This window comes from Paenibacillus sp. FSL R7-0331, assembly GCF_000758645.1.
GTDB lineage: Bacteria > Bacillota > Bacilli > Paenibacillales > Paenibacillaceae > Paenibacillus_AQ > Paenibacillus_AQ camerounensis.
Genome location: NZ_CP009284.1, coordinates 5918362 through 5933345 on the forward strand (window position 1 = coordinate 5918362; position 14984 = coordinate 5933345).

Annotated in this window: 12 protein-coding genes; 3 read left to right on the plus strand and 9 right to left on the minus strand. The window is 50.3% G+C overall.

What is annotated here, in order from left to right; genetic code table 11:
• Window positions 1–74: 74 nt before the first annotated feature.
• Window positions 75–626, minus strand: a complete 552-nt coding sequence (locus R70331_RS25640) for a CueP family metal-binding protein (RefSeq protein ID WP_042180552.1) — start codon at window positions 624–626, stop codon at window positions 75–77.
• 213 nt (window positions 627–839) lie between these two features.
• Between R70331_RS25640 and R70331_RS25645 the strand changes: the two genes are divergently transcribed.
• The gene (locus tag R70331_RS25645; RefSeq protein ID WP_042180554.1) at window positions 840–1511 is read left to right on the plus strand and encodes a lipoprotein; all 672 of its coding nucleotides are present in this window, start codon (window positions 840–842) and stop codon (window positions 1509–1511) included.
• Between the two features lie 81 nt (window positions 1512–1592).
• On the opposite strand, the gene R70331_RS25650 is transcribed toward R70331_RS25645, so the two are convergent.
• Window positions 1593–3110, minus strand: a complete 1518-nt coding sequence (locus R70331_RS25650) for an extracellular solute-binding protein (protein WP_042180555.1) — start codon at window positions 3108–3110, stop codon at window positions 1593–1595.
• A gap of 181 nt (window positions 3111–3291) precedes the next feature.
• On the opposite strand from R70331_RS25650, the gene R70331_RS25655 reads away from it, so the two are divergent.
• Window positions 3292–5631 (plus strand): helix-turn-helix domain-containing protein, encoded by a 2340-nt coding sequence (locus R70331_RS25655; protein WP_042180557.1) that lies wholly within the window; start codon window positions 3292–3294, stop codon window positions 5629–5631.
• 77 nt (window positions 5632–5708) lie between these two features.
• On the opposite strand, the gene R70331_RS25660 is transcribed toward R70331_RS25655, so the two are convergent.
• From R70331_RS25660 to R70331_RS25670, 3 genes are all read right to left on the minus strand, one after another.
• A complete protein-coding gene (locus R70331_RS25660) occupies window positions 5709–6416 on the minus strand; it encodes a hypothetical protein (protein ID WP_042180559.1) in 708 nt (235 codons plus the stop codon).
• Window positions 6417–6501: 85 nt separating this feature from the next.
• A complete protein-coding gene (locus R70331_RS25665; protein ID WP_042180562.1) occupies window positions 6502–8328 on the minus strand; it encodes an APC family permease in 1827 nt (608 codons plus the stop codon).
• A gap of 142 nt (window positions 8329–8470) precedes the next feature.
• A complete protein-coding gene (locus R70331_RS25670) occupies window positions 8471–8887 on the minus strand; it encodes a MarR family winged helix-turn-helix transcriptional regulator (protein WP_042180564.1) in 417 nt (138 codons plus the stop codon).
• Between the two features lie 135 nt (window positions 8888–9022).
• Here R70331_RS25670 and R70331_RS25675 point away from each other — a divergent pair, with 135 nt between their 5' ends.
• Window positions 9023–9496, plus strand: coding sequence for a DUF2798 domain-containing protein (locus tag R70331_RS25675; RefSeq protein WP_042180566.1), 474 nt, complete (start codon window positions 9023–9025; stop codon window positions 9494–9496).
• 90 nt (window positions 9497–9586) lie between these two features.
• Here the strand turns inward: R70331_RS25675 and R70331_RS25680 are convergent, their stop codons facing one another.
• From R70331_RS25680 to R70331_RS25700, 4 genes are all read right to left on the minus strand, one after another.
• The gene (locus R70331_RS25680; protein ID WP_042180568.1) at window positions 9587–10492 is read right to left on the minus strand and encodes an ROK family protein; all 906 of its coding nucleotides are present in this window, start codon (window positions 10490–10492) and stop codon (window positions 9587–9589) included.
• Window positions 10493–10510: 18 nt separating this feature from the next.
• Window positions 10511–11995 carry a glycoside hydrolase family 32 protein gene (locus R70331_RS25685; protein WP_042180570.1) on the minus strand — a complete coding sequence of 495 codons (1485 nt, stop codon included), beginning with the start codon at window positions 11993–11995 and terminating at the stop codon, window positions 10511–10513.
• A 423-nt stretch (window positions 11996–12418) separates the two neighbouring features.
• Complete coding sequence (locus R70331_RS25695) at window positions 12419–13963, minus strand: ABC transporter substrate-binding protein (RefSeq protein WP_156131271.1); 1545 nt, start codon at window positions 13961–13963, stop codon at window positions 12419–12421.
• A 124-nt stretch (window positions 13964–14087) separates the two neighbouring features.
• Window positions 14088–14969 (minus strand): carbohydrate ABC transporter permease, encoded by an 882-nt coding sequence (locus R70331_RS25700; protein WP_042180574.1) that lies wholly within the window; start codon window positions 14967–14969, stop codon window positions 14088–14090.
• Window positions 14970–14984 lie beyond the last annotated feature (15 nt).

Genomic DNA, 14984 nt, shown 5'->3' on the forward strand with positions numbered 1-14984 from the left:
GAAGAAGACTGCTGTCCGGCCGAATTTCGAAATCAATATGTGTTATACATGCTCCAAATCTGTCCGTATACCCCTCAACCCAGCTGCATCGTAGTCACACACGTATCATTCTGCTCAAAGGTAGAAATTTCGGACACTGCTTTTTTACCGTCCTGTTCGATCGTTACATTATAAGTCTTATCCCGCGGCAGCCATAAATCAATGAAGCCGTTAGGCTGGGATTGTACGGTCTGCTTATCCATAACCTGATTACCCGCGGCATCCTGGACTGATACGCTGAAATCCTGAGCCGGCATTTCTCCCTGGCAGCCGGTCAAGCTATGTGTGGCGCACGGATGCGTCTTAGTCACATAGGGCGCGATGGAGACAAAGAACTCGTCCTCCGGCAAGGTATAGCTGGCGGATTTACCATCTGTTTCTTGCACAACAAGCTGTGTGGAGGAAATGGATGCCGATTCTGCCGTCAGCGTGCGGCTGCTGTAATCCTGCACCAGCTGTTTTAGTGCGGTTGCATCTAAGGCTGTGCCAGAGTTTTCATCGTCCCGGCTGCCGTTTCCTGCGTAAAAAAATGCTCCTGCCGCAATGATTACCGCTAACCCGGCAGTCAGTAAGACTGATTTTTTCATGGAATATTCATCCTCCTGTCTATACTATTATAGTCCAGCCGGAGCACCTGCAAACTAGGGCCTGTCTGGAAACTCATTACTACGAAACTAACAGGGATTGTATTATCGCAGCTTTGGTTATTGGATCATCTGGAAAAAATAGCTATAATAATAACCACAAGGCTAAAGATTTTATCCTGGCCGAAGAGACACTTTTGGGAGGGAGGAGAAGGGATGAAGCGTCTTATTTTGTTATTAGTACTCTTATTTACTCTAAGCGCATGTAATAATTTTACCACGAATGTCTATGAACCTGAAATCCCTGTTACAGTTATCGGCAAAGAAGCCAAAAAAACAGAGCATTCAGCCATTACTAAAGTCAAAGCTTCAACGACATCCGATTTTTTGACAAAAGATAAGGACGGCCTATCTGTATGGGACTTTGAAACCGCTTATGCCATGTGCGTGACTGCTCTATCCGATTACTACAAGGCAATATGGAACGGCTCTGATATTCATTTGGATTCCTACTTTGATAACAAGAACCTGAAGCAATATATGCAACAAAAAATCAATTCCCAGCATCATTTATTTCTCAAGAACAAACTTACAGATAATGCAGTCACAGGTCTTGATATTGGTGTTGAGCAGGTGGAGTTTAATAATGAAGGTGACTTCTTCTATTTAAAATTAGTTGGAAGTGTAAAAAAGGAGATAGGAAGCTTTGCTGAACCTACCGAATTTCTAATACAAAGTTTAAATGGAAACTTAGTTATTGTGGATTGGTACTCCAGTGGAAAGGATAGCTATGATTCATTTGCAAGAGGAGAGAGTCAGATTATCAATAGACCTAATATTTGGAACGAAATTGAATGGCTCGAAAAAAATAATTTGATCACGAATTGAAAATTGTGTGTAGAGCGTGTCTGAAGATTACGAGTCAGCGGGTTTTCAGACACGCTCTAGAGCCTATTCGATTACTGCCCTTTACCCGCCGCTCCCCGCCTTGGCCAGCGCCTCCGCATATTCCTGCATGATCAGGCTGCCGCCGCTTGATTTCCATTTCTCCACTTCCGCATTGAACTCTGCCGTATTCATATTACCGAGGATATAGTTGTAGGTGGCATCGGTAATAATTGTCGACAGCTCGACGTTCTTCTCATCATAGGTCGGGGAGCTGAGCGTCAGCGTCGGATCGTCCACAACAAACTGCTCATTATCACGGCTGAGCTGCTCGGCCATGGCGGTCAGCTGCTCTTTCTGCACGACCTGCAAAATGTTGTTGTTGCTGATATCAGCAATCATCAGGGAGTAGAGCGGATTAACCTCATTGACCCGCAGCTGCGAGGTTTCCTCCGGCAGGATGACCTTGCCGTTCTCCAGCTTATAGTGGCGGCCTTCGATGCCGTACTTCATCAGATTGGCCACATCCTTATCCATGCTCCAGTCAAAAAAGCGCAGGATCTCCTTCAGCTCATCCTCATTCGCAATCGCTTTTTTGGAGAACAGGTACAATCCGTTATAATTGGGTATCGACCATACCCTGTACCCGTCAGGGCCTTCGATCCGGTTAATGAGCGTAAGCTCCGCCTGGGGATTAATGGCCTGGGCTTCAATCGACAGCCGCTGTACATCCGTCATACTGCCGATAAAAATCCCGGCTGTGCCGCGGATAAACTTATCACGCTGCACCTCCTTGCTGGTCAGGGCAAAATCCCGGTTAATCAATTTTTCTTCATATAATTTGTGCATGAAATTCATTGTGTCCATATACTCGGGCGTATCGAACTCCGGAATGAACTGCCCGTTCTCCAGCTTCCAGTTGTTCGGTGTGCCAAAGTAAGAGCTTAATGTTTTGAACACGCCATAGACAAGGTCGTTGCGGTCCACCAGCCCGATTGTGTCCTGCTTCCCGTCGCCGTCGGGATCATTGTAGGTGAACTGCTTCATCACTTCGTACAGCTCTTCCAGATTCTGCGGTTTGTCCAGCTGCAGCTGATCCAGCCAATCCTGGCGGATAATGATCCCCTGCCTGGAAGATGGACGCTCTGTATACAGGCCATAAATCTTGCCGTCCACCGCAGTCTGGCCGAGAATCGCCGGGTCCAGCTGCTTCAGATTCGGGAATTCCCCAAGATAAGGACCGATCTCCCAGAAGGCTTTGGAGCGGACCGCATTTTTAACCAGATTATAATCAGTGAATTTGACAAAAGTGACCTTGACGAGCGAATTCGTTGTCAGCGCCGTGTTCATTTTATCGCTGTAGATCCCCTCAGGTACCCAGGTTATATCAAGCTTCACTCCCGTCCGCTGCTCAATCTCACTCACAATCTCTTTAGACGGCTGCTGCGGAAAATGCAGCGGAGCCAGAATAGAGATCGGCGGCAGGGCCTGATTGGGCTGATCGGAATCCGCATCACTGCATGCACTTAATACTGTTAACGGGAGCAAAGCAAGCAGACAGCAATACCGGACTACTGAACTCCGTACGAGTCTTCCGAACATTCCTGCATCCTCCTCATAGGCTATGTATGTATTAATAACTGCCAATTATTGAATATTATTCTAACGTAAGTCATTATTAGAGAAAATGATTATTGCGGCACCAGATGATTATTGTTATTATCCTCCATGATGCATACACTTAAAGCAGACTGTTTCTAATAAAGAAAAGGTGTTGAATGCTGTGAAACACTTAAGCTTTCTGAGCAAGCTAACGCTGTTTACCTTTGTGATCAGCACGATTCCGGTATTGTTTATCGGATCATTTTCGTATCTCACATCCTCCAATGAAATTCAAAAAAATGTTAACAAAAGCAAAATGGAACTCATTTTACAAATTAACTCAAATGTAGAGCATAAGCTGACTACTGTCAATCAGACTTTGAATCAGGTTGTTAATTCCTCAGTGCTCAAAAAAGCATTGAATAACCCTTTAAATGTAACCGATTTCATTTTATATAACGAGCTGAGAACCGAGATCCGCAATATGCAGTCCTTTGACACGAAGCTGGAGGATGTCATTCTGCTGAACCAGCGCGAGAACTGGATGATCAAAAATTCCGGCCTTTACCGCCTGAACGAATACCAGAATTATGAGCAGCTGTCCAACCTGATGAATGTGCGTGATTCGACCTCATGGGTGCTTAACCCCTCCTCCCTGTTCTACAGCGAGGAGAGCGTCAATGTTACCGGCTGCGATTACAGCATCAGTCTGATCAAGAAGCTGCCAACCAACAAGCTGCAAAAATACGGGCTGGCGCTCGCCAATATTCCGGCCTGCAGCCTGCAGGATTTTATTAACTCGGAGATTGATCCGCTGGACAGCATCATTGTACTGGATGAATCCGGACGCATCCTGCTGCATCCCGATAAAGAGCTGATCGGCAGGCCGGCTACCGCGGGGGGCTTCAATGATTTTTCGCTCGTAACGGGCATGAGTGAGCCTGCGGGCCAATTCAAGACGGCTATCGGCAAGCAGGATTACTCTGTAACCTACCTGCGCTCGCAGCTGAACGGCTGGACTTATCTGTCAGTCACCTCCATTAAGGGCCTGACCAAGGAGTCCTCCAAAATCGGAACGTACACCCTGCTGATCTGCGCCTGCATGCTGCTGCTGTCCGTCCTGACTGCCTGGCTCGGCTCGCGGCGGATGTATTCTCCGATACAGCGGCTGCTTAATCAGATGGGGCTGCGCAGACCGGGAATCAAGGCCCGTTTCGCTGATGAATTCCAGTCGATAGGCGAGCAGATGCATCATCTGTTCCAGTCCAAGTCGCAGCTGGAGAAGGAGCTGAGCCAGCATATCCGGCAGGTCCGTACTTTTTTCCTGACCAAAGCCTTTCAGGGCAGCATCAAGAAGCGCGAGCTGCTCGAAGAGCTGGAGCAATACGGGTACCGGCCTATCGTTGAGGAATGGAGAACCATGGCCGTCATTACCCTCAGTATCGACTACTCATCCGAAAGCAGCTATGACAAAAAGGATCTCCATCTGCTGCTGTTCGCCGCCCATAATATGGTTGAAGAGCTGGTGCCGCCCGGAGGAAGGCTTGCTCCTGTTATAATCGACCATGCCGTGGTAACGCTGATCGGGAGCACGGAAGGCAGTGCCGAGGCCTTTCACCGTACGCTCTATGCGCTGACGGAGAATTTGCAGCAGGAGATTAACAGCTACCTGAAGCTGCAGGTGAGCATCGGCCTCAGTCTGCCCTTCCATAATACCGACAAGCTGCCAACCGCCTACAAGGAGAGCCTTGAAGCGCTGAAATACCGGATTACACTTGGTAAAGGCATCATCATCCAGTACGAAAATATCAACTCCGGCAATCATTATCTCAACCTTAACTATCCGGTGCATACTGAAAATGACCTGATGGATGCCATTAAGCTGGCCGATACGGATAAAGCGAAGGAGCTGCTGCATAAGCTGTTCGACTGCATTTTCAAGCTCGGACTCTCGCCGCAGGAATATCAGATTCCGCTGCACCGCCTGCTGGGCAACATCCTGATCATGATGCAGGAATCAGGGATCAGCCTCAATCAGATCTACCATGTGAACGGCTCGCTGTTCGAGGAGCTGACCGATCTGCATATCGTTGCCGAAATTGAGGACTGGTTCTGGAGTATTGTAATTCTGCCGATGATCCGGGTTTTCCATAGCCGGCAGAATGCGCAGTATCATAACATTTCCGAGAAAATCATTGATATCGTGCAGCATGATTACGATAAGGACCTGACACTGGAGGAATGTGCTTCTCGCCTGCATTATAATGCCAATTATATCAGCAGCGTCTTCCGTAAGGAGACGCAGTATTATTTCAGTGAATACCTGGCAATGTACCGGTTCAAGATGGCCAAAAAATGGCTGGAGGAAACCGATATGCCGATAAAGGATATCGCCGCCAGATTGAGATATAACAATTCACAGAACTTCATCCGCTCCTTCCGCAAACAGGAGGGCATGACTCCCGGCCAATACCGCGATAATGCTTCCTCCCGTCCCCGGGCCGTGCCGGATGATTATTAACCCGGGCAGAGCAAAGCCGCCGGCAGTTCAGCAGAGGATGCTGATGCCGGCGGCTATTTTTTAATAATGTTATATGTCTACTGCTTCATCTGCCTGCTTCTCCTCGAACGAACAAGCCAGATTGCCGCTGCGCAGGCCACCAGCACCAGTCCCCCGCCGGCGACGGCAATATTCTGTACCTGCGGCACGTAGACCACCAGCTGGACCGGCTCGGTATCGGCCATGGTGATACGCCAGGTCAGGGTGTTACCTTCCCGGGCATCTGCATTGTTAGGCCCGTACAAGTTGTACGGCAGCGTTAATTTGAAATTCACCGCCAGATTCTGCAGCAGCAGACGAACCAGCGATTCCGGCACATTAAGGCTGCCGACGCCGTCAATGATCTCATCGGTATAAGCATTCAGCTTCGGCTGGGCCGTAACCTCGTATCGGGTATACAGCCAATTATCCTTTTGAGTAACCTCAGTATCTATAATATCCAGGCTGCCGGCATTTTTCTGCAGTTCTTCAAACGACTTGTAGGTCTTCAGGAACTTATACTCCGTTGATTTACCGCTTTGGCTCTTATCCAGCTCTATACCTGCGTCCGCTAGCCTGTCCCTCAGCACCTCCTCCAGCTTGCCGCCGGCCAGAGATTCCGCCCTGGAACTCAGCAGCATGCTGAAGGCCAGCTCCAGACTTCCGTTTTTCTTCACTGTCATATGCGCTGTTCCGCTGGCGCAGCCGGTTACAAGAAGCAGCACAGACAGGATCAGTGCGGCCAGGCTTACTCTTCTCCCCTTCAACCCTATCCCTCCCGTGCTCCGTTTTCTCCATTATACACACTAAAAGGGCAGAACCGGGAATTGTCCCGCTCTGCCCCTAGCCCGGTTATTTTTTCAAATGGTAGGGCACTGTAGTTATAATTACATTTCTGCGGTACAGGAGATGCGTACGGATCAGCAGACTGGACTGGTTATGGAGAATGTTGTGCCAGCCCTTCTTGGGAATGAACTGCGGCACGATCACCGTCACCTGGTAATGCGATTCGTTCGCCTTGCGCTGGACGGTATCAATAAACTTGATTAACGGATGAATAATGCTGCGGTATGGCGAGTATAGCGACACCAGCCTGATTTCCGGATGGAACTTTTTCCACTTTTCTTCAAAGGCGTGCTCCTCTTCCCGTTCAAAAGGCACATGGACCGCAATAATCTGGCTGGCCGACAACGATTGTGCATACCGTAGCGAGTTCTCCACGACATGCGTAATCCCGGCCACCGGCAGGATGATCACATTACCTTCAATCGCCAGCGGCTCCTCTTCACAGGTGGTAAGACGCAGCTGGTCTGCTACAGCCTCATAATGCTTGCGGATCCGGTAAAAGAGCAGAATAATCAGCGGCAGGAAAACCAGCACAGGCCACACCTGCGGGAACTTGGTCAGGAAGAACATGATCGTAACCACGAAGCTAATCAGCGCCCCTGTTGTATTAATAGCCAGCTTACCGGCCCAGCCTTGCGGCTTCTCCCGGATCCACTTGATCATCATCCCGGTCTGCGACAGGGTAAAAGGGATAAATACCCCGACCGCATATAACGGAATCAGATGCTCTGTACGCCCCTCGAAGGCAATGATCAGAATGATCGAGAGTACTCCAAGGCTTAGAATACCGTTGGAGTACCCGAGCCGGTCGCCGCGGACGGTGAACATTCTCGGGATAAATTTATCCTTGGCCAGATTGACCGCCAGCAGCGGAAAAGCTGAATAGCCCGTATTGGCAGCCAGGATCAGAATCAGCGCAGTCGTACCCTGTATGAAGAAATACATAAAGTTCCGGCCGAAGACCTGTTCGGCAATTTCGGAAATTACGGTTACCTGCTCATTCGGGATTACACCATAATAATAAGCCAGAACCACGATGCCGGAAAATAATACGGCCAGCAAGATCCCCATGGCTGCAAGCGTCTTGGCCGCATTGGCCGGGGCAGGCGCCTTAAAGTTCGGAATGGCGTTGGATATGGCCTCGACGCCGGTCAGTGCAGAGCTGCCTGAGGCGAAGGCCCGCAGCAGCAGAAACAGGCTGATGCCCGCAACCGGCGTACCGAGCGGGGTATGGAGCTCTGCCGGGACATCACCGGCGATCATACGGAACAGGCCTACACCGATAGTAATAAAGATGGCCAGCACGAACAAGTACACCGGATAAGCCAGAAATGATGCCGATTCAGTAACCCCGCGCAAATTAAGCGTTGTAATCAGCAATACAAACAGGATGGCGACGGGCACATTATAGGGGTGCAGCTCCGGAAAAGCCGAAGTGATCGCATCCGTACCCGCCGATACACTCACCGCCACCGTCAGAATATAATCAACCAGCAGCGAGCCCCCGGCTATCAGTCCGGGATATTTACCCAGATTTTCTTTGGAGACTACATAAGCTCCGCCGCCCTGGGGATACGCATAAATAATCTGTCTGTAGGATAAGATCAGTGCAGTCAGCAGCACAAGCACCCCGGCAGCAATAGGAATGGAATACCAGAATGCCGCAGCGCCGATGGTTATCAGCACCAGCAGGATCTGCTCCGGCCCATATGCAACCGAGGATAAAGCATCTGATGAGAGAATGGCCAGCGCCTTCGTCTTGCTCAGTTTCTGGTCGCCCAATTGCTCCGATTTCAGCGGCCGTCCGATCAGTAATCTTTTTACCGAAATCATCGTCTGCCTCACCTGACTTTTTTAAGTTATATTACCCCTGCAACCCGTGATTAAATTCAATCCATAATATACATTCCCCTGCCTTCTTGCGCAACAGATTTAATTCAGCATATACGCAAATCCGCTACACAGCCGATCCAGCTTACAGCCAGTCGTCCGCCAGCAGCTGCTTCAGCAGCTTCACCTGCTCTTCGCCGATTTTTGCCGAAATCTCCTGTTCGATCTTTTGCTTAATCTCCGTCATTCTGCGGCACACATCTACTCCTTCTGCGGTCAGCGCAATATATTTATCGCGGCTGTTACCTTCTACCTGGACGGTTTCGACATACCCGCGCTCCAGCAAGGCAGTTATAACCTTCTGCGCCCCCTGACGGGATATGCTGATTCTCCGGCTGATGTCCGAAATGGACAGTCTGCCGTGCAGCTCAAGCTTAGCCAGAATATGCGTCTCTGTATGATTTAGCGGATCACCGCTATCACTGCTTACTTTCTCACGTAATACCTTATGCTTTTCACTGACCAGGTCAATCAGATTTAAGCCGCGGATATATTCCTTCATCAACAAGGCCCCCAGTTATCAGAATACAATTTCAATTTGAACGTTTTTTAGTTTTATTGTCAACTAGGTTGACAATAATTCACCCCCCTGCTAATATGAGTGAAGCAAAAACTTAAAGCTAAGGGAGTTTGAACAATGGGCAAAAATAAAAAAGAAGCACTGATTTTCACCAGCATGACGTGCTTTTTAATGGTCGTCGGAATGAGCTTTTATAATGTAATAATATCGGTTGGCGCAACAAGCGGAGTGTTTATTCAAGTTGCAGCAGGCTTGCTGCCGGCGCTTGCAGTAGCACTCGTACTGGATATCTTCGTAGTCAGCAAAATCGCCAAGGGGCTGGCCTTCAAGCTGCTTAAACCGTCAGATCCTGTTATCAAAAAAGTATTGACCATCTCATCCTTTATGGTCTGCGGTATGGTCCTCTGCATGTCCTTATATGGCACACTAGCACACTACGGTTTTGGAGACAACTTTCTCGGTCATTATCTGACCGTCCTTGGCCTTAACTTCATCTGTGCCCTGCCGCTGCAGCTGCTGGTTGTCGGTCCGCTCGCCCGCTTCCTCTTCACCAGAATGTTCCCGGTTGCCCCTTCAGTACAAAGCGCATAGCTGCTGCACAAGGGGATCAAGGATGAGAACGGACTGTAAAAGAACAAAAAATCCCGGTGCTTTTGTGTAAAGCACCGGGATTTTTCATGTCTATATGAGGTTTGACTTGGATGATGAAGTTTGATTATGGATTGCTGATAACCCCAAAGCAAGAGCACCGCATAATCCCGCCTGCTGACCGAGGCCCGGAGGCACAATATACTCCTCCATTTGCGTGAGAATAGCAGCTGCACTGACATAGTCATTCAGGTTCCGGCGCACAGCCTCACGGATCAGCGGGAACAGCTGGGACTGCTGCATTACGCCGCCGCCGAGGATGATTTTCTCCGGGGAGAGCAGCAGAACAGCCTGAGTTAGAGACTCGGCAATATAGAAGGCCTCGATCTCCCATGCCTTATGCTCTGCCGGAAGCTCATGGCCCTTCCTTCCCCAGCGGGCTTCAATGGCTGGACCTGCCGCCATTCCTTCGAGGCAGTCCCCATGATACGGGCACCTCCCGGAATAATGATCCTCCGGATGCCGTCTCGTCGGCACATGCCCCCCCTCAGGGTGGACAAGACCGTGCACCAGCCGGCCTTCCGCATACACGCCGACACCGACACCCGTGCCTACGGTAATGTACAGGCAGCTGGACAGATTCTGAGCCGCCCCCCATTTTACCTCACCATAGGCTGCAGCATTAACATCGGTATCCCAGCCCAGCGGAACGGGAAAGGCTTGCTTCAGGTTCCCGAGCAGATCATAATTTGCCCATCCCGGCTTGGGCGTGGTCGTAATGTAACCATAGGCCGGACTATCCGGGCGGAGATCAATCGGACCAAAGGACCCAATCCCGATGGCTTCAACCCCTATGCCTTGAAAATATTCAATCACCCGGGGCATCGTCTGATCTGGATGGCCGGTCGGGAAGCTGATCTGGTCCTCAATCCGTCCGTGCTCATCCCCGATGCCGCATATAAATTTCGTCCCGCCTGCTTCAATCGCTCCTATACGCATGTATGCCGCACCTCCCGCTTACTTCCCGCTGCCGGCTGCGGCAGGTGAGGACAGCTCATAGATATCCAGTGACAGGAACACATCCTCTTCGTGTTCTGCAAAGGCAGCAAGGCCTTTGGAGGCGGGTCCTGGGTACATAAGATCCGTAACGACTGCCTGACCGCCGCCCGCGAATACCTCAACCGACGAGCGGTCTACATAAATAGTCAGATCATAGACTTCAGCCGGTGCTGCAAGCTTCGCAGAGTGAACCCCCGGGAACAGGCTGTGGAAGTCACTCTTCCCGGAAGCGCTGCGGTCTACATACAGCTCCTCCGTCTGCCCGTTAATGCCCGCAACGGTTTGTTCCCCGGCACCTGCCTTTAAGCGGAAGCCGGCGGAGGTACCGCGCGGAAGCTTCGCTTCTATGAGGTAGGCATCCATCTCTAATCCGGCACAGGCCGCATTAATCTCTTGTACCGAAGCATTCTTCAGGGACAAGACCGGTATCCGCGCCGCTTCCAGCTCTTGTGCAGGCTTCTGAATGAGTGTTGCTTCCCCGTTCCTCATCTCCAGCGTAAGCTCCCGGGGAATTGTCATCGCTCCGCGGAAGCCTTCCGTCGGCGTCTGCTGGGCATACATCCAGTTGCTCATCCAGCCGATAAACAGGCGTCTTCCATCTTCCTCCGGAAGATCAGACCAGCTCACTCCTGCATAATTATCCCTTCCATAATCGACCCAGCGGATGACCTGCGATTCTTTATCAGGCGTGAACAGGCTTCCGTCAAAGTCACCCGTGAAATACTGTGTTCTTGAGCCTTCCTCAAACGCAGGCTCAGCGCCGATGCTTACAAGCATCACCCACTTGATATTGTTCTCATCTCCATCTACTGCCAGCGGGAAAAGATCCGGACACTCCCACACTCCATCGTGGGAGCCAATCCCTGCGCCGAATTCACTGGCAAAGGTCCAGTGAATCAGATCCGGCGAGTGATACAGGCATACCGTCTGGCCGCAGGCCACGATCATGACCCAGCGCTCCCGCTCTGTATCCCAGAACACCTTGGGATCACGGAAATCAATGAAGCTGTCATGGGTCAGCACCGGATTCCCGGCATATTTGATCCAGGTTCTGCCGTTGTCCTTGCTGTAGGCCAGACTTTGATACTGCACGGCAGGCTGTCCTTCCGGCATATTCAGGTGATGGGTGAAGATAGCCACCAGCCCCGGCTTTTCCCCGAACAAGCCCGTCGTATTCTTCCAGTCAACAACAGCGCTGCCCGAGAAAATCATTCCCAGCTCATCCGGCACCAGTGCAACCGGCAGCTCTTCCCAGGTAATCAGATCCTTGCTGACGGCATGGCCCCAGTGCATCTCCCCCATACTCATACCATCCGGGTGATGCTGAAAGAACAAGTGGTATTCTCCTTCGAAGTATACGAGCCCGTTCGGATCGTTCATCCAGTTATGCTGAGGTGAGAAGTGATAGACACCCCGGTAGTTTTGTTTTGTGATTGCTGACATTATGATTTCTCCTTTTCTCCCGGATAAGCTGAACTTTAGTTTTTACCAATTTGGCGTAATTCGTGGACTACATGGAATGCTTGGACTTCCGGCGGTTGTCAGGATTGATTTTAGATTGAACCTGCGCAATTATACCTTCGGGATTGGCCGTGACTACAGAGAATGTTTGGACTTCCGGTCGCTGTTGTCTGCAGAATTTCTTGATTTTAACCGCTATTAGCGGTGGAAATCTGCAGACAAAGGCGAACGCTGCCGCTCCTCCAGTTCCAAAATTCCCCTCCGTCACTTTTCCCTTCATTCTGTATTTTCAAGTTCATTCAATGTAACCTATCCTTCCAATAGCAGCTCCAGTTCCAATCTTCTCCTCCGCCGCTTTCGCCTCCAGGTAACACTTTAGTTCAGCTTATATTTTTTATTTTTATATTACTTCCCCGTTGCTCTGTCATAGCCGCCCTGCTTGATCTCCAGCCATTCCTGCAGGCCAAGGCGGTCCAGCTCCTTGAGATAGTCATTCCACTCGGCATCAATTTTACCGTTCTGATACCATTCGGTACGCATTCTCAGCACATAAGCGAACAGGTCGGTTTCAATGGTCGTCAGGCGGTCCAGCTCGTCAATGGAATGGAATACGCTCGGCATGACGTTCTCAGCCTTCATTTTGGGAGCCATGATGTTCTTGACGATATCCATTCTGCCCTTGGCATCATCCGGCATCGTTGTGTACTTATTATAGTAGGAATCCAGAATCGCCAGCGGCCCGCCGATGCTTGTTTTCTCACGGAGCTCAACAGGAGCGGTGCCTTCCAGCGGCAAATGCTTCAGCATCCCTGCAGCTTCATCCAGTTCAAAGATGTTCTGCTGCGTGTCATCCCCGTAGGTTCCCCAGTTGTTCTGTACGGACTGGAGCGGATCATACAGCTGATCCACCCATTTCGCCGTGGTCTCCAGATTTTTGTTCGCACTGGTCACGACCATTTTGCCGCGGCCCAGACCCAGGGCGTTCGTCCGGGTTACGTTGACTTCACCGTCCGGCCCGGCCAGCGGCGGCATCACCTCGTAAGCATCGTTCGCTCCGGAGATATTCGCCTTGTCCCAGGAGAAATACAGCCCGTACTTCTGATCCTTCCCTTTTGCCAGATAAGTGCTCCAGTCCTGGGTATAGGCCTCGATATCAATCAGCTTTTCTTTGTACAGCTCATTAATAAACTTAACAGCATTTTTGTAGCCTTCCTCTGCAGCCGTAAAGATCACTTTGCCGTCATCACTTACCACCGCATGGTCAGGATTCTCGCCCAGTCCGAAGGAGGCAAACAGGAAGACCAGATCCTCCGCTCCCGGCTTATTAATGAAGGATAGCGGAATTTCATCAGCCTGGCCGTTACCGTTCGGGTCCTGTGTCTTAAAGGCAATCAGTACCTGCTTCAGCTCTTCCGTCGTTGCAGGCATCTTGAGGTTCAGCTTCTCCAGCCATTCCACATTGATCCAGGGCATACTGTCCACCGCCTGAATTCTCTCCTTGCCGTTCCCCAGCTCTTCAATCCAAGGGAAGGCGTAGATGTTGCCGTCAGGTGCCGTTATCATGCTTTTATATTCTGGAGCTTCTTCCAGCACTTTTTTAAAATTAGGCATATTCTGCTCGATCAGCTCATTCAGCGGGATGATGGCCCCGTCCTTGGCCAGCTTCAGCAGCTCATAGTCACTGTAGTCGGCATTAAAAATAGCATCCGGAAGATCACCGCTCGCGACAGCCAGGTTTCTTTTTTCTACAAACACGTCACTCGTGAAGTTCTTCCAGTTGATATGCACATTTGTTTTTTCTTCGAGCCGCTTATTGATCAGCTTGTCGTTCGGATCGGCCGGGGCCAGTGCGGAGCTTTGCGTAATGAAGTTCAGGGTGACTTTGCCGTCAGGGTCCTGCTGCTCACTTGCAGCACTTCCTCCCCCGCCGCCGCAGGCAGCAAGAAACATGAAGGAAGCAAGGACTGAGGCAGAAGCAGCTTTTGACAAACCTTTTGACCTTTTTAATCTTTTCACGGATATGACCTCCAAATGAATAGGAATGAAAGAATCTTATCTATGTGCGGGCCGATGCCTATTTAATGGAACCGACCATAACACCTTTTTCAAAATATTTCTGGAAGAACGGATACATAATAATCAGCGGCAGACTGGAAACAACAATCGCAGCATACTTGATGATTTCAGACAGACGTTTCATTTCTGCTGCCGCCAGCTGGTCACTGATCATGCCGGGGTCCACCTGATTCTGGATTAGGATCGAGCGCAGCACGAGCTGCAGCGGGTGAAGCTTGGGATTATCGAGATAGATCATCGCGTCAAAATAGGAATTCCACTGTCCAACAAAGGCATACAGCGCCAGCACGAAAATAATCGGTTTGGAGAGCGGCAATACGATGCTGAAGAAAATCCTCATCTCCGAGGCCCCGTCCACATTGGACGCTTCCTTCAGCTCATTCGGCACGCCCTTGAAGAAGGTTCTGGACAGAATAATATTCCATACATTAACTGCCCCCGGGATAATGACAGCCCAGACCGTATCGAGCAGGCCCAGATTTTTAACCAGCAGATAAGTCGGGACCAGCCCGCCGCCAAAGAACATCGTGAACAGGAATATGGTCATAAAAAGACCCTTCCCCTTCATCCGGTCATCCGACAAGGCATAGCCGGCACAGATAGAGACCATGACGGTCAGGATAGCAAAGGCCGATGCATAAAAAACAGCATTAGCAAAGCCCCTGAGCATCGCAGGATTAGTAAGGATCATCTTATAGCCTTCAACTGACCAGTCCGATATTTTAAATGAGATTCCCCGGCTGAGCAGGACCGACGGGTCCATGAAGGAGGCGATCACCACATACACGAGCGGAAGAATCACCACCAGCACAGCCAGTGTCAGAAAAGCGGCGTTCAGCACAAGCATCAAACGGTCCAGCCGCGAATGGTTTACGAACATGATTTGTTGCTCCTT

Excerpts from the sequence above, each read along its gene's own strand:
- R70331_RS25640 (WP_042180552.1), bottom strand. The coding sequence starts at position 626 with ATGAAAAAATCAGTCTTACTGACTGCCGGGTTAGCGGTAATCATTGCG.
- R70331_RS25645 (WP_042180554.1), top strand. The coding sequence starts at position 840 with ATGAAGCGTCTTATTTTGTTATTAGTACTCTTATTTACTCTAAGCGCA.
- R70331_RS25650 (WP_042180555.1), bottom strand. The coding sequence starts at position 3,110 with ATGTTCGGAAGACTCGTACGGAGTTCAGTAGTCCGGTATTGCTGTCTG.
- R70331_RS25665 (WP_042180562.1), bottom strand. The coding sequence starts at position 8,328 with ATGATTTCGGTAAAAAGATTACTGATCGGACGGCCGCTGAAATCGGAG.
- R70331_RS25670 (WP_042180564.1), bottom strand. The coding sequence starts at position 8,887 with ATGAAGGAATATATCCGCGGCTTAAATCTGATTGACCTGGTCAGTGAA.
- R70331_RS25675 (WP_042180566.1), top strand. The coding sequence starts at position 9,023 with ATGGGCAAAAATAAAAAAGAAGCACTGATTTTCACCAGCATGACGTGC.
- R70331_RS25680 (WP_042180568.1), bottom strand. The coding sequence starts at position 10,492 with ATGCGTATAGGAGCGATTGAAGCAGGCGGGACGAAATTTATATGCGGC.
- R70331_RS25685 (WP_042180570.1), bottom strand. The coding sequence starts at position 11,995 with ATGTCAGCAATCACAAAACAAAACTACCGGGGTGTCTATCACTTCTCA.
- R70331_RS25695 (WP_156131271.1), bottom strand. The coding sequence starts at position 13,963 with ATGTTTCTTGCTGCCTGCGGCGGCGGGGGAGGAAGTGCTGCAAGTGAG.
- R70331_RS25700 (WP_042180574.1), bottom strand. The coding sequence starts at position 14,969 with ATGTTCGTAAACCATTCGCGGCTGGACCGTTTGATGCTTGTGCTGAAC.